Raw genomic sequence first — 15,235 nt, 5'->3', positions numbered from 1 at the left:
CCGGGGACATCGGGGACATCGGGCGTATCGGAACCGTCGGAGACACCGGGCGCACCGGGCGCACCGGGCGCATCGGAACCGTCGTAACCGTTGGAACCGTCGGAGACACCGGACGACGACGGGGAGTACAGGGGCGGCACAGGATTCCCTTCAGCCCTTCAGGGCACCCGCGGCGATGTTCCGGACGAAGTGCCGGGCGCCGAAGAGGAAGACGATCAGCAGCGGCACGACGGCCACGAGGGTGCCCGCCATGACGACGCTGTAGTCGGTCACGTACAGGCCGTTGAGCTGCGCCAGCGCGAGCTGGAGCGTGATGTGCTGGGAGTCGATGAGCACGACCAGCGGCCACAGGAAGTCGTTCCAGGCGTTCACGAAGGTGAAGATGCCGAGGAAGGCGAGGGCAGGGCGGAGCATCGGCAGGGCGACGGACCAGTAGGTGCGGAAGAAGCCGCAGCCGTCGATCCGGGCGGCCTCCAGGATCTCGTCGGGCAGTGAGCCGCTGATGTACTGCCGCATCCAGAAGATGCCGAAGGCGTTGGCCGCGGCGGGCACGATGAGCGCCTTGAGGCTGCCCACCCAGCCCAGCTCGGCCATCAGCGAGAACTGCGGGATGGCGGCGAGCTGGGTCGGCACCACGAAGGTGGCGAGCAGCAGCCCGAAGAGCACCTTGCTGCCGGGGAAGGTGTACTTCGCGAAGGTGAACGCGGCGAGCGAGTCGAAGAACAGCACGGCGAGGGTGGTCGCGATGGCCACCACCAGCGTGTTGAGCAGCGACCCGAAGAAGTCGATCCGCGAGAACACCTCGCCCACGTTGTGGAAGAGCTGGTCGCCGAAGACCAGCCGGGGCGGCGAGGAGTAGATGTCCCCGGTGCTGTTGGAGGCCATCACGGCCATCCAGTAGTACGGGAAGAGGGTGATCAGCGCGCCGACGAGCAGCGCGGCATAGGTCAGGACTCGTCCGCGGGTGGTCATCGGCCGCCCTCCTTGAGGGTGGTCCGGGCCCGTTCGGGGCGGGCCACCAGTCGCCAGTTGAGGATGGAGAAGAGGACGACGACCACGAAGATGCCCCAGGCGATGGCGGCGCCGTAGCCGAAGTCGCTGTCCGCGAAGGCGGTGCCGTAGAAGTAGAGGACCATGGTCAGTCCGGCGGAGCCGGGGCCGCCCCGGTCGCCGAGCAGCACCTGTGCCTCGGCGAAGGTCTGCATCCCGCCGATGGCGGACATGACCAGCGAGAACAGCAGGACGGGCCGGAGCAGCGGCAGGGTGATGGCGAAGAAGGTCCGCACCGGTCCGGCGCCGTCGATGCGCGCGGCCTCGTACACATCGCCGGGCAGGGACTGGAGCCCGGCGAGGAAGATGATCGCGTTGTAGCCGGTCCAGCGCCAGACGATCATCAGGGCGATGGCGCAGCGGATCGCCCAGGGGTCGGTCAGCCAGGGCACCTCACCGGCGCCGAACAGCCCGAGGAACCAGTTCAGGACGCCGAACTGCCCGCTGAAGACCGACCCGAAGACCAGGGACATCGCCACGATCGAGGTGACGTTCGGCATGAAGTAGGCGATCCGCAGGGCGCCCTTGAAGCGGATGGACGAGTTCAGCCCGAGCGCGATCAGCAGGGCGAGGACGGTCATCGGGACCGTGGACATCACCCAGATGATCAAGGTGTTGCCGATCGACGTCCAGAACAGGTCGTCGGTGAGCAGAAAACGGAAGTTCTCCAGCCCGACGTACTCCATCGGCCCGACCCCGTCCCAGCGCTGGAAGGCGAGGAACAGCGAGTAGAGCACCGGGTAGAGCCCGAAGGCGGCGAAGAGCAGGAAGAACGGGGAGACGGCGACGTACTGCGGCAGATACCGCCAGCGCCGGCGGCGGCGGGCGGCTGCCGCGTCGGCGGCGGAGGCAGCCCGGCCCACGATGGTCGCGTCCGGCTCGGACAACGCTGTCATGACAGCACCCCCTGCCGCCTCAGCAGCCGTTCGATCCGGGTCCGGGCGTCGCTCCAGGCCCGCTCCGGGTCCTTGCCGCCCAGTTCCACATTGGTCAGCTCGTCGGTGTAGGTGTCGCTGATGGTGATGTCCCAGGGGCTGAAGTACGCGTACCGCACCTGGTCGGCGATGTCGGCGAACACCTGTACGGCCGACTGTCCGCCGAAGAACGGGTCGCCCGCGGTGATCCGCGGGTCCCGCACCGCCTCGGGGCTGGACGGGAACAGCCCGATGTCGAGGTAGTTGGTGGTCTGGTTGGCCGGATTCTGGAGCCAGCTCAGGATGGCGAACGCGGCCTGCGGATCGGGACAGGCGCTGGTGATCGCGAGGAACGATCCGCCCTGGTTGCCGGGTCCGCCCGGCGGCGGGCACACCCGCCACTTCCCGGCGGTGTCCGGCGCCGACTGCTTCAGCTCACCGGTGATCCAGGAGGCGTTGACGAACCCGGCCTCCTGCCCGCCGACCCAGGCCGCGTGCCGGTCCACCGACTGCCCGCTGACACTCTGCGACCCGGCGAACCCGGCGGTCAGCCGCCGCTGGTACGCCTCCACGGCCCGGTCCCACGCCGTCCGCACATGCGTCTGGTCGTCGAGATACCGGTTCTCCGGGTCGAAGTACTTCCGCGACTGCTGCGCCATCGCGTACGTGAACACCATCTTGGTGTCGGTGATCACATACCGCCCCGGCAGCCGCCGTTTCAGCTCGTCCGCGAGCGTGAAGTACGCCTCCCAGGTGCCCGTCGCCGCGGCCACGTCGTCCGGGGCGCTGGGCAGCCCGGCCGCCGCGAAGACATCCTCGCGGTAGTAGAGCGCGGCGGGCCCGATGTCGATGGGGAAGCCGAGCTGGAACCCGTCCGGGGTGGCGCCCGCCTGCCACTTCCAGGGCAGATACCGGTCCGCCAGCTCCCGCGCGCCGAGCCCGCCGAGATCGACGAAGCGGTCGCTGTCGGCGAAGTAGCGGGAGATGTTGTCGCCGATCATGGTGATGTCGGGCACATAGGCGTTGCCCGCGAGCGCGGCCAGCAGCCGCTGCGTGAGATCGCCGCTCACCTGCGAGACAACGAACCTGTCCGCCGCGAAGCGCTCCGCGGCGGCGGTCAGCACCTGGTCGGACAGACCGTTGTACGTGTACCAGAGCGTGAGGCTCCCCGGCTTGGCGGTGGCCGGGCTGGCACAGCCACTGGCCCCGAGCGCGACGGCGCCCAGGGCGCCCGCACCGGCCAGCAGCCTTCGTCGAGTCAGCGTCATCGGGACCCTTCCGAAAGCCGTGAGCGCTCCCGTGAGCGCTCACGAATTGCTCCGGAGTCTGTTTCCGGCCATGCCGTCATGTCAAGGGCGAGGACGACGGGCGTTCATGATTCGGGGGGCGGCGAGGACGCGTCCGGGGGCTGTTGCGCCGGAATGCGGCTGTTTGTGGGGGGGGAGGGTACGCCGGGAGGGGGTGGGGGGCTGTGATGTGGGACACGGGGGGAGGGAGAGGGGAGGGGTAGGGAGGGTGCGGATCGGACTGCGGTGGGGGAGGTACGGGTGTGGAGCGCGGGGGCGTTGAGGGCTCTGCGTCCGGTGTGGCCCTTGCCGTCCGCTGTGACGGGCACCACCCGGCGTGACGGGCACCACCCGGCGTGACGGGCACCACCCGGAATTGGTGGGCACGCCCGCCCGCCGCGACCGGTCTCGCATAGAACTGCCGCCCGAGGGACAGCCCTACGCCGACTCCCGCACGCACAACTCCGCCCGTACGACCTCCGACTCGGGCCCGACCGGTCCGGTCGCCGTCAGCAGCCGCGCGGCCTGCTCGACGGCGAGCGTGCCGAGGCGGTGGGCGTCGAGGGCGACGCTGGTGAGCGCGGGTTCGACCAGCGCGCCGAACTGGAGCCCGTCGAACCCGACCACCGCGAGGTCCTGCGGAATCCGCCGCCCCAGTCGCCGCCCCGCCCGGAGCGCGCCGATGGCGATGATGTCGTTGAAGGTGAACACTGCGGTGACATCCGGATGCGCGGCGAGCAGCTCGGCCAGCGCCCCTTCCCCGCCCTCCACGCTCTGCGCGGCCCGCCGTACCGGTCCCGCGGCCAGCCCGTGCGCGGCCAGCGCGGCCCGGTACCAGGTGTGCCGGATGCTCGGCTCGGTGCGTCCGGCGTGGTCGATCATGCCGATCCGCCGGTGTCCGGCGGCGACCAGATGTCCGATGGCCCGCTCGACGCCCTCGCTGCCGTCCACCACGATCGAGCTGAACCGCGCGGCGGGCCGCTCCCGCCCGATCAGCACCACCGGCACTCCGCGCACCAGCCGGTCGATCTCGTCCTCCGGATTGCTGAAGTACCCCACGACCGCGTCGACCTGCGACCCGATCACCTCCAGCGTCCCGCGCTCCTCGTCAGGGCTGTCGGCGGTGTCGTAGACCACGACATGCCAGCCCCGGGTGCGCGCCGCCTCCAGCGCGGCGGCGGCGACCTCGGTGAAGAACGGGTTGCGCAGATCCGGGATGACCAGCCCGATGCTGGTGGTGTCCTGCCGCACCAGTCCGCGCGCGAACCGGCTCGGCCGGTAGCCCAGCTCCTGCGCCGCGTCCAGCACCCGCTGCTTGGTCGAGAGCCCGATCTCGCCCTTGTCGTTCAACGCGCGCGACACCGTCTGCCGGGACACTCCGGCACGCCGGGCGACATCGTCGATCGTCACCCTGCGGGCTTCCGTCCCCGACCGTGCCATCACTCACCTCCGGACCAGCCGACGCCGATGCGCCCGCCGGGCATCGAGTATGCCTGTGCCGCCACCGATCCCAGCGACGGGGCATCCGCCGAGCCACGCAGACAACCATCGAACACCGTCCGGGTACGAGCGCCCCGACCGCCACCGATCGGGAACCGGGGACGGGACACCACCGACCGGGTACCGGGGATTGGGTACCGGGGATTGGGCTGTACGGATGCCCGCCCCGGGTGATCCGACCGCCCATCACCAGCACACACGCACTCCGGCACACACGCGCTCCGGCGCTCCGGCACCCCGGCACCCCGGCACCCCGGCACCCCGGCACCCCGGCACCCCGGCACCCCGGCACCCCGGCAGGAGCCTACGACCGCCCTCGCCCGGACGACCCGTCCGCCCCGCGCCGCTCACCCGCCCGGCGGGCACCCGGCCGAGCCGCTCAGTGCCCCGCGCGCCCGATGCCCCGCAGCACCATCCCCACCGCCGCCTCGGTGATCACGCCCGGTTCCTCCGCCGCGCCCAGTTCGATGCGGCGGACGGCCGCGTCCACCACGCCCTGGAGCAGCATCGCGGCGAGCCGGGGCTCGGTGTGCCCCAAGGCGGCCAGCGCCTCGACGATCATCGCGATCAGTCCGCCGTGGGCCGCCCGGATCTTCTCCCGCGCCCCGGCGTCCAGCTCGCTGGCCGAGATGGCGACCACCGCCCGGTGCCGCCGGTCGCCCACCAGCTCCAGCTGCTTGCGGACATACGCCTCGACCTTCGCCTCGGCACCCTCCGCCGCCGCCATCGTCGCCTCGACCTCCGCCGCCCAGACGGGGAAGTCGACCGCGCACAGCTCCTCGACCACGGCCGCCCGCGACCGGAAGTACTCATACACGGACGAACGCGCCAAACCCGTACGCTCGGCGAGGGCAGGGAAGGTCAGCGCTTCCGTACCGCCCTCGGACAGCAGGGAGCGGGCCGCGTCCAGCAGGGCGGCTCGTTGCATCGACCGGTGCTCGGCCACGGAGGCCGCTCGAATCCTTGGCACGTCATCCACTTTACGGACGGACCCCCCGGTTCGGGAGTGGCTCACCCCACCCCGACGGGTGTCCAACCGGCGCACTAGGGGGTGTCTGACGGATCTCCGTGGCGTCGCGACGCCCGGCACGCACGCTCGCCGCACCGGACAAAAGCCCTAGTAGCTCCGCTACGAGGGCTTCCGCCCGGCACACCGAGAGCACGCACCGAACGCCGCTCCTTCTCCCACGGAGATCCATCAGACACCCCCTGGGCCCACGCCGGCCCGCGTCCAACGGCGCTCAGCGTCCGAATCCGGCCAGCTTCGCCCGTAGCTGCAACACGGACTTGGTGTGGATCTGGCTGACCCGGCTCTCGGTGACGCCCAGCACATTGCCGATCTCGGCGAGGGTCAGTCCCTCGTAGTAGTAGAGCATCACGACGGTCTTCTCCCGCTCGGGCAGCGTGTTGATCGCCCGCGCCAGGAACCGGCGCAGCTCCCGGTCCTCGGCGACCTCCACCGGGTTGTCCGCGGCGGTGTCCTCCAGGGTGTCCATCAGGCTCAGCCGGTCGCCGCCGCCCTCGCCGCCGACATGCAGCAGTTCCTCCAGCGCCACCACGTTGGCCAGCGACAACTGGCTGAACACCGCGTGCAGTTCATCGACCCCGATACCCAGCTCCGCCGCGACCTCCGCCTCGCTGGGGGTGCGTCGCAGCCGCGCCTCCAGCGTGGCGTACGCGCGCTCCACATTGCGCGCCTTCTGCCGCACGGACCTCGGAATCCAGTCCAGCGCCCGCAGCTCGTCGATCATCGCGCCCCGAATCCGGGTGATCGCGTACGTCTCGAACTTGATCTCCCGGTCGATGTCGAACTTCTCGATCGCGTCGATCAGCCCGAACACGCCGGACGACACGAAGTCCGCCTGTTCCACATTGGGCGGCAGCCCCACGCTCACCCGTCCCGCCACGTACTTCACCAGCGGCGAGTAGTGCAGGATCAGCTGCTCCCGCAGCCGTTCGTCGCCGGTGGTCTTGTACGAGCGCCACAGTTCGTCGAGCGTCGAGGGCGCGGGCGGTCGCGTACCGCCACCCTCACGGGCGGCTGGGGGGATCGCCGCCCGGTCGGACCCGGAGGTGTGCTGGGGCATTCGTCGCCTTGTGCCGTTCTGCCGTGAAGCTCGTGCGGAAGGTGCCTGGTGGATGGTGTCGGTCGGGTGGCCGGTACATACCGGATGCTTGTGAGCGTAGCGTGACTGGAGTGTCGCGGTGCGCGAAGGGTGCGGGCCGGGCGGTGCGCAGATACGTTCCGTTCGACGCTCCACCGGCTCATGACGATCACTCACCGCGATCATGCAATCCGGTCAACTGCGCCATTTCCCAAGGAATTCCACCTTCCCCCGGACGGCCGAACGCCCTCCGTCATCCGTGCTGTGAACCGGTGCGGACAGACATCACCGCCTGGCGTGTCAACTTCCAGCCGTCGCCGTGTCGTTCGACAAAGCCCAGCGCGGTGAGTTCGTACAGTCTCGCGATCGTGTCGTCCGGCGTGGTCTGCGCGCCGCGCGCGATCTCGTCCGCCGCGGCGGCCCGGCGGCCGGGCAGCGCCGCCAGGACCCGGCGGGTGGCCGGGGCCAGCAGATCGCGCGGCAGCACCGGTCCGCGCCGGACGGGCGCCAGCTCGCCCATGTCGCCGACCAGTTCGATCACCTCCGCGGCGTCCGTCACCAGCTCCGCCCCGCCGCGCAGCAGCTCGTGTACCCCGGCGGACAGCGCGCTGGTGGCCGGGCCGGGCACCCCCATCGTGTACCGCCCCAGCCGGTCCGCGGCCCGCGCGGTGACCAGCGACCCGCTCCGGTAGGCCGCCTCCACGACCACCGTGCCCCGGGTGAGCGCGGCGATCACCCGGTTGCGCAGGACGAACCGGCTCGGCGTCGGATGGTCCCCCGGCGGCAACTCCCCCACCACCAGCCCCTGTTCCGCGATCCGCGCGATCAACTCGGTGTGCCCGCGCGGATAGGGCCGGTCGACCCCACAGGCCAGTACGGCGACGGTGGCCCCGCCCGCGCCGAGCGCCCCCCGGTGGGCGGAGCCGTCGACGCCGTAGGCGCCGCCGGACACCACCACCCAGCCGCGCTCGGCGAGCCCGGCGGCCAGGGTGACGGCCATGTGCGCCCCGTACTCGGTGCAGGCGCGGGCCCCGACCACCGCGACGGACCTCAGCGCCCACATCCGCAGATCCGGCCGCCCACGGACCCACAGCCCCAGCGGCCGGGCGTCCGCGAGGTCGTCCAGCTGCCCCGGCCACTCACTCCCGCCCGGAGTCACGAACCGCACCCCGGCCGCACGCGCCTCCGCGAGATCCCGCTCCGGCTCGGCCCGCGCGGCCCGCGCCCGCAGCCCGCTCCACCGCCGCGCGCTCACCCCGGGCAGCGCCCGCCCGCCCCGCACCCGCCGGACCACCTCGGATACCCCGAACTCCCGCACCCACCGCCCGGCCAACTCGTCCCCGGGTTCCACGACCCGGGTGAGAAACACCCGGTCGAGCACCTCACCGTCCACCGGGCCGTCGGCTCCACAGTCCCGACCGCTGAAGCGGCCCCCGCCGCCAGGGTGCCCACCCCCGGGCTCGCCCGAGCGCTCACTTCCACAGCCGGTACCGCCCCCGGCCTCCTCCGGGCGCTCACCACCACGTCCGGTCCCGACAACCTCGCTCCCCACCGGACCCTCACCTCCACCACAGCCGCCCCCGTCATCGGCCACCCCCCTCACCTCAGCGCCCCGATCGCCATGGGCACCCCCCGTGGGACCCCCGTCCGCAGTTGGAGCGCGAGGGCGACGTCCACCGCGCCGGGCCGGTCGTGGCCGACCAGGTCGGCGACGGTCCACGCGACCCGCAGTACCCGGTCCAGCCCCCGCGCGGTCAGCGCCCCGCGCTCCAGATTGCGCTCGGCCTCGTCCATGGCGCCGGGCGCCGCGTGCCAGCGGGTGCGCAGCTCACGGCCGGGCACCTCGCTGTTGGTCCGCCAGGGAGTGCCGTCCAGTCGGGCCGTGGCCCGCTCCCGGGCCTCCCGGACCCGGTCGGCGACGGTCGCCGTGGACTCGCCCCGGGCGTACCGGTCGACCAGCTCCGCGCGGGTGACCCGGTCGACCTCGACCCGCAGGTCGACCCGGTCGAGCAGCGGCCCGGAGAGCCGGGACTGGTAGCGCCGGATCACGGAAGGCGGGCATTCGCACAGGTCACCGGTCACGGAGAAGCGTCCGCACGGACAGGGGTTGGCGGCCAGCACCATCTGGAACCGGGCCGGGAAGCGCACCACCCCGGCGCTGCGCGCGATCACCACATGTCCGGCCTCCAGGGGCTGGCGCAGCGCGTCCAACGCCTGCCCGCTGAACTCGGGAGCCTCGTCCAGGAAGAGCACGCCCCGGTGGGAGAGGGACACCGCGCCGGGCCGGGCGCCCCCCTGGCCGCCGCCGACGAGCGCCTGCATGGTCGCCGAGTGGTGCGGGGCACAGTACGGGGCGGTGTCGATCAGCGGCTTTCCGGTGGGCAGCAGTCCCGCCACCGAGTGCACCGCCGTGACCTCCAGGGACGCCTGCCGGTCGAGGCGGGGCAGGATCGCGGGCAGCCGTTCGGCGAGCATGGTCTTGCCCGCTCCGGGCGGCCCCTCCAGGAAGAGGTGGTGGCCACCGGCGGCGGCCACCTCCACCGCCGTGCGCGCCGAGGTCTGGCCCACCACGTCGGACAGGTCGTGCCCCATGTCGTGCTGGGCGGCGCCTACCGTGTGCATCCCGGTCGCCGCGCCGGTGCCCGGCATCCGCAGCCCGGCGAGCAGCGGATCGGGGCGGCCCGGCGGGTCGGGGTCCTCGTCGGGTACGGGCTCGTCGGCGAGCACCGCGATCAGTTGCCGCAGGCTGCGCACCCCGAGGACGGACACCCCGGGCACGAGGGACGCCTCGGCGGCGGCGCACTCGGGCACCACGACCTGTTCGTATCCGGCGTCGGCGGCGGCGAGCACGGCGGGCAGGATGCCCCGCACCGGCCGGACCCGTCCGTCGAGGCCGAGTTCGCCGATCATCACGATGTCGGCGAGCACCCGGGGGTCGATCCGCTCGGCGGCGCCGAGCACCGCGCAGGCCACGGCCAGGTCGAAGCCGGACCCGGCCTTGGGCACCGACGCCGGGCTCAGCCCCACGGTGAGCTTCTTCTGCGGCCATTCACCGCCCGAGTTCACCACCGCCGCGCGTACCCGGTCGCGGCTCTCCGTCAGGCTCTTGTCGGGCAGACCCACCAGCGTGAAGGCCGCGACGCCGGGTTCCAGGTCCGCCTGGACCTCGACGACGACTCCCTCCACGCCCACCAGGGCGACCGAGCACGTCCGCGCGAACCCCATCTCAGGCCACCCCCCGCGCGTGCTCGACCTGGGCCGCGCCCCGCTCCGGCAGGGTCACCCCGACAAGGTCGATACGGACCCCGCCGGGCGGCGCTCCCCCGTGTTCCTGGGTCCACCGCTCCGCGAGCCCCCGCAGCCGCCGCGCCTTGACCGGGGTGACCGCCGCCATCGGATGCTCGAAGGGACCCGCCCTGCGGGTCTTGACCTCGCAGATCACCAGGACGTCCCCGTCCCGCGCCACGATGTCGATCTCCCCGGTCCTGCCACAGCGCCAGTTGCGCCCCAGGACCGTCATACCGGCCTCGGTCAGCCGCCGGGCGGCCAGTTCCTCGCCGTACCTGCCGAGTGCGTCTCGTGCGTTCATGTCGGCACCTCCTGGCGCCAACGATCACGCACTGCAACCCCGGAAGTGGATCTTGGTGAGTTACCGACGGGTTGTGGATATCTCCGTCACCCACACGAGTGACGCGGACCCAGGCCTCGGCCCTCGCCTCGTCCACACCACCACCCGACCACCACCCGAGGTACCCCCGGGGGCGCACCCCGCCTCACCCGCCCGGCAGCTCCAGATCGCTCTTGTTCAGCTCCTCAATGTTCACGTCCTTGAACGTGAGCACCCGGACCTGCTTCACGAACCGGGCCGGCCGGTACATGTCCCACACCCACGCGTCCGCCATCGAGACCTCGAAGAAGACCTCACCCTGCACCGAGTGCACCTGCATCTCGTAGTCATTGGTGAGGTAGAAGCGCCGCTCGGTCTCGATCACGTATTTGAACAGTCCGACGACATCGCGGTACTCCCGGTAGAGCTTCAGCTCCATCTCGGTCTCGTACTTTTCGAGGTCCTCGGCGCTCATGGCATGTTCCCCTTCAGCCGTGCGATCCCACCATTGTGCGCCAGTCCCGTGAGCCTCTAGACGATTTCCGTGTCAAGGATCTCGGGGCCGGGCGGGGGACCTTCGTCGAGCAGTCTGCGCAGCAGCTCGGCGAGTCTGGTCGGGTACACCGTCTCATGCGCCCGAGCCAGTTCCTGACACGTCCACCACCTCGCCCCGGCGACGCTGCGCCGCTCCAGTTCGGTGAGGGCGAGCCGCTCCCGTCCGGCCGGTGCCACCGCCCGCCCGGTGCGCGCCAGGTAGTACCACTCGTCCTGGTCCCAGCGCCGCCCCGCGAACGGGAACGAGCACCGCCGCCGCCACAGCACCGGCCCCAGCTCGACCCCGGTGATCCCGGTCTCCTCGGCCAGCTCCCGCAGCGCGGCCCGCTCCCGGGTCTCGTCGCCCTCCACGCCGCCGCCCGGGGTGAACCACCAGTCGTCCGAGGGATCGTCCGGTTCATGCCCGTGCAGCAGCAGAATCCGGTCCTCCGGGTCCAGCAGCACCACCCGCGCGACCTCCCGAAGACCGCCCTGATAGCTGTCCTCGACCGCCCCGTCACCGGACACGCCCGACCTCCCGAAGACCACCCCGCCAGCCGTCCCCGACCACCCCGTCACCGGACACGCCGCCGACTCACCCGACACGCGCGCCCCCCGCTCCGCCCCGCGCCCCCAGCCGCTTGGCCACCGGCCCGTACGCCGCGCCCCCCAGCACCAGCACCGCCCCGCCCACCGCCAGGAACACGATCATGCGGAACGGCCCGGGGTCCGACAGCGGGCCGAGCGCCGCGAACCCGTCCGCCCGCTCCAGCGTCCCGTCCATGGGCCATACGACGGCGTCCACCCGCCCGGTGACCGCGTCCCGGGCCACCGTGCCGCTCGCCGCGTCCGTCAGATGGGCGGTGGAGTCCAGCGAGCCGTGCCGCTCGTCACCGAGCAGGAACAGCCGTCCCTCGGGCACCGTCACCTCGGGGAAGTCCGCCGCCTCCGCCGCCTCGCCGGGCGGCAGATACGGTTCGTCGATCTGCTTCCCGTTGACCGTGAGCCGCCCGTCCGTGCAGCAGGCCACCGTGTCCCCGCCGACCGCCACGACCCGCTTGAGCACGGGCGCGTCCGCCCAGGTGGCGTCCTTGAAGACCACCACGTCCCCGCGCCGCACGTCCCCGCCGTCGACCCGCTCGGCCAGTACCCGGTCCCCGACCCCGATGGTGGGCGCCATGGAACTCGTGGGCACGGTGTAGGGCCGGTACACGACCGCGGCCCAGCCGAACCCGCCGAGGAACAGCACCAGCCCCAGCGCCACCGCCACCCCGGACAGGACCTGCCCGGTCCGTCCGCCCGCGTCCGGGGCCGTACGTGTCGTGCTCTCGCCACCCATGGACCCGCACCCTACCGGGCGGTACCGACACCGGTCAGCCCTTCCCCGACACGCCGACGGGGCCCTCGTACACCTACGAGGGCCCCGTCGGTCGGGCTCAGCCGCGCGCCGCGGCGGCGGTCAGCGGGTCTTCTCGATCACGCTCCTGCGGCGCTGCCACCACACCACGGGCACCGCCCCGGCCAGCGCCAGCGCGTTCGGCGCGGCCGTGAGGCCCGCCGCCGCGCTCGGGACCTGGTCGCCGAGGCCCGGCTGGTCGAACGTGTCCGGAACCGGCAGGGTGCCCCAGCGGTTGATGGGCCACGCCTTGACGACGGCCCGGCCGACGACCTCGTCCACCGGGACCATGCCCTTGTGCTTGTCGGCGGTGTTGTAGCGCGAGTCGCGGGAATTCTGGCGGTGGTCGCCCATCACCCAGACGAACCCCTCGGGCACCTTCACCGAGAACTGGCCGCCCTGGTCGTCCACACTGCACGGAGTGTTGCCCGGGTACACATAGGGCTCGTTGAGCGCCTTGCCGTTGACCTTCACCGGACCGGTGCCCTGGCACTCGACCGTGTCGCCGCCGACGCCGATGACCCGCTTGATCAGGTCCTTCTCCTCCGCGGACGGCATGAGGCCGATCCAGCTGAGGAACGTCTGGAACGCGTTGGGATTGACCGTGGGCTCACCGGCCAGCCAGTTGTCCGGGTCGTGGAAGACGACGACCTCGCCGCGCTCCGGCTCGGAGCCGAACCAGGGGGTGAGCTTGTCCACCAGGACCCGGTCACCGCGCTGGAGGGTGTTCTGCATCGAGTCGGAGGGGATCGAGAACGCCTGCACCAGGAACGTCTTGATCAGCAGCGCCAGCACCAGCGCGATACCGATCAGGATGGGCAGCTCCTTCCAGAAGGAGCGGGGCTTCTTGGGCCTCGGGGGCATCTCGTCCGTCTCCCGGTCGCCCGCCGCGGGTCCGGACGGGCCGGCCGGACCCGTCGGACCGGGCGCGCCGGCTGCCGTACCGTCCTCATTCCCGGAGGTCACGGCGCCGCTGTCGGCCGGGGCTGAGGCTTCCGCGGGCTGTCCGCGGTGCTCCTCGCCGTCGTGTCCGGACCGTGCGCCAACCGCCACATCCCCCACGCCAACTCCTCACTCTGTGCCGCCGCCTGCCCCATGCGCGGCGCAGGCCCACCACTCCCATAACGAGCGGGAGTTCCGCAGGGGTCGGGAGCTGGGTTGCATTCGGATCGTAGGGAGCAACCCTATGCGACAGCGGTGGACCGGCGGTCGCCCCGGGCACCGAGTTGGTCAAGGATGCGTACGTTTTCGGTTCGTCCAGCGCGGACCAGTGGTTGAACGGCCAGGCGATGACCATGGCGCGGCCCACCACCTCGTCCTCGGAGACCGTGCCGCCGTAGTCGGTGTCCTGGTGGGCGCGGGAGTCGGCGGAGTTGGAGCGGTGGTCGCCCATCACCCACAGCCGCCCCTGCGGAACGGTGATGTCGAACTGGGTTTCGGAGGGTGCGTTCCCCGGAAACAGGTAGTCGCCCTCGGTGAGCGGTACGCCGTTGACCGTCACCCGGCCCTGCGCGTCGCAGCACCGCACCCGGTCGCCGCCGACCCCGACGACCCGTTTGATGAGGTCCTTCTCGTCGTCGGAGGGCAGCAGACCGATGAAGGTGAGGGCGTCCTTGACCTGTTTGACGACGATCGGGTCGTCCTTCTGCTGGGCGGACGGCTCGCTCTGGAGCCAGCCGCCGGGGTCCTTGAAGACGACGACGTCCCCGCGCTCGGGCCGGGAGCCGAACCAGGGGGTGAGTTTGTCGACCAGCACCCGGTCGCCGACCTGGATGGTCTGCTCCATGGAGCCGGACGGGATCACGAACGCCTGCACCAGGAACGTCTTCAGCACCAGCGCTATGAGGACGGCCACGCCCGCGAGCAGCGGGATCTCCTTGATGGCGGACCGCCTGCGGCGCCGCTTGACCTTGCGCTGGAGCTTACGGCGCTCCGCGCGGGTGCGTCCCGAGCCGGGGACGGCGGTGCGGCGACTGCCGGTGGGCAGCAGTTCTTCGGCGGGACTGCTCGGCGTCCCGCGCGGCTTGCCGCGATTACCCATGGGCACCGTCCGGTGCGGGCACCCGGGCGTAGGCGTCGGGGCGGGTCAGCCGGGTCCAGCGGTCGGCGGGCCAGACGATCCAGTCGGCCCGGCCGACGACTCGCTCCACGGGGACCATGCCGCCGCCGGGCGAGCCCAGATGGTCCCGTGAGTCGCTGGAGGCGCCGCGGTGGTCGCCGAGGAGGAACAGCCTGCCGTCGGGCACCACGACGTCGAAGGGCACCGTGGAGGGGCTGTCTCCGGGGTAAAGGAACCCGGACTCGTCGACCGGCCGGCCGTTCACCTCGATCCTCCCCTCCCTGTCGCAGCAGACCACGCGGTCTCCCCCCACGCCCACGACCCGTTTGATGTAGTCCGCGTCGCCGAAGTACTCGGTGCCGTCGAACACGACGACATCACCGCGCTGCGGCCCGGCACCGAAACGGTACGCCACCTTATTTACGAGAACGCGGTCACCGATTTTCAATCCCTGGGCCATCGATCCACTGGGGATTTCGAACGGCCGTGCCACACAGGTGTTCAGGAACAGCAGGAACACCAGACAGATCAGCAGGGTGAGGCTGATCCGGCCGCCGGGGAGCCAGGAGGAGAGCCCGGCGGAGGCGTCACCGCGCGGCGCGCCGGACGGGGTCCGGGGCGCCCGGCGCAGCAACGCGAAACGCGACCGGTCCTCCGGTCCCCCGGTGTCCGGGACGGGAGTCCCGGAGTCGGAGGGGCGGGAGGAGCGGTCGCGCTCCATGGGCTGTGCTTCGGTGTCCATCGGAGCCAGATGCTATCCGGCTCCGCCATGAACCCCTCGGCG

At 71.8% G+C, this 15,235-nt stretch carries 15 protein-coding genes; all 15 read right to left on the bottom strand.

The window, feature by feature from the left end; genetic code table 11:
• Positions 1-150: 150 nt before the first annotated feature.
• Positions 151-972, bottom strand: a complete 822-nt coding sequence (locus tag AB0D49_RS19515) for a carbohydrate ABC transporter permease (RefSeq protein WP_362758700.1) — start codon at positions 970-972, stop codon at positions 151-153.
• Positions 969-1,946, bottom strand: coding sequence for a sugar ABC transporter permease (locus tag AB0D49_RS19510; protein WP_362758698.1), 978 nt, complete (start codon positions 1,944-1,946; stop codon positions 969-971). Before AB0D49_RS19510 ends, AB0D49_RS19515 begins: the two co-directional genes overlap by 4 nt.
• A complete protein-coding gene (locus tag AB0D49_RS19505) occupies positions 1,943-3,232 on the bottom strand; it encodes an extracellular solute-binding protein (protein ID WP_362758696.1) in 1,290 nt (429 codons plus the stop codon). Before AB0D49_RS19505 ends, AB0D49_RS19510 begins: the two co-directional genes overlap by 4 nt.
• Positions 3,233-3,688: 456 nt before the next feature.
• The gene (locus AB0D49_RS19500) at positions 3,689-4,690 is read right to left on the bottom strand and encodes a LacI family DNA-binding transcriptional regulator (protein ID WP_362758694.1); all 1,002 of its coding nucleotides are present in this window, start codon (positions 4,688-4,690) and stop codon (positions 3,689-3,691) included.
• Between the two features lie 439 nt (positions 4,691-5,129).
• On the bottom strand, positions 5,130-5,696 hold the full coding sequence (locus AB0D49_RS19495; protein WP_362758904.1) for a helix-turn-helix domain-containing protein: 567 nt from the start codon (positions 5,694-5,696) through the stop codon (positions 5,130-5,132).
• Positions 5,697-5,991: 295 nt separating this feature from the next.
• Positions 5,992-6,837: an RNA polymerase sigma factor WhiG gene (whiG, locus tag AB0D49_RS19490; RefSeq protein ID WP_362758692.1), complete on the bottom strand. Its 846-nt coding sequence runs from the start codon at positions 6,835-6,837 to the stop codon at positions 5,992-5,994.
• Between the two features lie 271 nt (positions 6,838-7,108).
• Complete coding sequence (dprA, locus tag AB0D49_RS19485) at positions 7,109-8,248, bottom strand: DNA-processing protein DprA (protein WP_362758690.1); 1,140 nt, start codon at positions 8,246-8,248, stop codon at positions 7,109-7,111.
• A gap of 206 nt (positions 8,249-8,454) precedes the next feature.
• Entirely contained in the window at positions 8,455-10,080 is a 1,626-nt protein-coding gene (locus AB0D49_RS19480; RefSeq protein WP_362758688.1) for a YifB family Mg chelatase-like AAA ATPase, read from the bottom strand.
• A 1-nt stretch (position 10,081) separates the two neighbouring features.
• Complete coding sequence (locus tag AB0D49_RS19475; protein WP_362758686.1) at positions 10,082-10,444, bottom strand: YraN family protein; 363 nt, start codon at positions 10,442-10,444, stop codon at positions 10,082-10,084.
• A gap of 184 nt (positions 10,445-10,628) precedes the next feature.
• A complete protein-coding gene (locus AB0D49_RS19470) occupies positions 10,629-10,937 on the bottom strand; it encodes a DUF2469 domain-containing protein (RefSeq protein ID WP_003965949.1) in 309 nt (102 codons plus the stop codon).
• Between the two features lie 56 nt (positions 10,938-10,993).
• Positions 10,994-11,524, bottom strand: coding sequence for an NUDIX hydrolase (locus tag AB0D49_RS19465; RefSeq protein ID WP_362758684.1), 531 nt, complete (start codon positions 11,522-11,524; stop codon positions 10,994-10,996).
• Positions 11,525-11,591: 67 nt separating this feature from the next.
• Positions 11,592-12,335 (bottom strand): signal peptidase I, encoded by a 744-nt coding sequence (gene lepB / locus AB0D49_RS19460; RefSeq protein ID WP_362758682.1) that lies wholly within the window; start codon positions 12,333-12,335, stop codon positions 11,592-11,594.
• Positions 12,336-12,455: 120 nt separating this feature from the next.
• Positions 12,456-13,454 carry a signal peptidase I gene (gene lepB, locus AB0D49_RS19455; protein ID WP_362758680.1) on the bottom strand — a complete coding sequence of 333 codons (999 nt, stop codon included), beginning with the start codon at positions 13,452-13,454 and terminating at the stop codon, positions 12,456-12,458.
• On the bottom strand, positions 13,342-14,433 hold the full coding sequence (gene lepB, locus AB0D49_RS19450; RefSeq protein ID WP_362758678.1) for a signal peptidase I: 1,092 nt from the start codon (positions 14,431-14,433) through the stop codon (positions 13,342-13,344). Before lepB (AB0D49_RS19450) ends, lepB (AB0D49_RS19455) begins: the two co-directional genes overlap by 113 nt.
• Positions 14,426-15,193, bottom strand: coding sequence for a signal peptidase I (gene lepB, locus AB0D49_RS19445; protein WP_362758676.1), 768 nt, complete (start codon positions 15,191-15,193; stop codon positions 14,426-14,428). The genes lepB (AB0D49_RS19450) and lepB (AB0D49_RS19445) overlap by 8 nt, the downstream gene beginning before the upstream one ends.
• Positions 15,194-15,235: the final 42 nt, after the last annotated feature.

Origin of the sequence: Streptomyces sp. NPDC048290, from assembly GCF_040652095.1 — a bacterium.
In the GTDB taxonomy this organism is placed as follows: Bacteria; Actinomycetota; Actinomycetes; order Streptomycetales; family Streptomycetaceae; genus Streptomyces.
Note: the sequence above shows the minus strand (reverse complement) of the source record. Positions and strands in the feature narration are given on the sequence as shown.

Bases quoted from the DNA above. Each gene is read 5' to 3' on its own strand.
- whiG (WP_362758692.1), bottom strand. From the start codon at position 6,837: ATGCCCCAGCACACCTCCGGGTCCGACCGGGCGGCGATCCCCCCAGCC.
- AB0D49_RS19470 (WP_003965949.1), bottom strand. From the start codon at position 10,937: ATGAGCGCCGAGGACCTCGAAAAGTACGAGACCGAGATGGAGCTGAAG.
- AB0D49_RS19515 (WP_362758700.1), bottom strand. From the start codon at position 972: ATGACCACCCGCGGACGAGTCCTGACCTATGCCGCGCTGCTCGTCGGC.
- AB0D49_RS19475 (WP_362758686.1), bottom strand. From the start codon at position 10,444: ATGAACGCACGAGACGCACTCGGCAGGTACGGCGAGGAACTGGCCGCC.
- lepB (WP_362758676.1), bottom strand. From the start codon at position 15,193: ATGGACACCGAAGCACAGCCCATGGAGCGCGACCGCTCCTCCCGCCCC.
- lepB (WP_362758678.1), bottom strand. From the start codon at position 14,433: ATGGGTAATCGCGGCAAGCCGCGCGGGACGCCGAGCAGTCCCGCCGAA.
- AB0D49_RS19480 (WP_362758688.1), bottom strand. From the start codon at position 10,080: ATGGGGTTCGCGCGGACGTGCTCGGTCGCCCTGGTGGGCGTGGAGGGA.
- lepB (WP_362758682.1), bottom strand. From the start codon at position 12,335: ATGGGTGGCGAGAGCACGACACGTACGGCCCCGGACGCGGGCGGACGG.
- AB0D49_RS19505 (WP_362758696.1), bottom strand. From the start codon at position 3,232: ATGACGCTGACTCGACGAAGGCTGCTGGCCGGTGCGGGCGCCCTGGGC.
- AB0D49_RS19500 (WP_362758694.1), bottom strand. From the start codon at position 4,690: ATGGCACGGTCGGGGACGGAAGCCCGCAGGGTGACGATCGACGATGTC.
- AB0D49_RS19510 (WP_362758698.1), bottom strand. From the start codon at position 1,946: ATGACAGCGTTGTCCGAGCCGGACGCGACCATCGTGGGCCGGGCTGCC.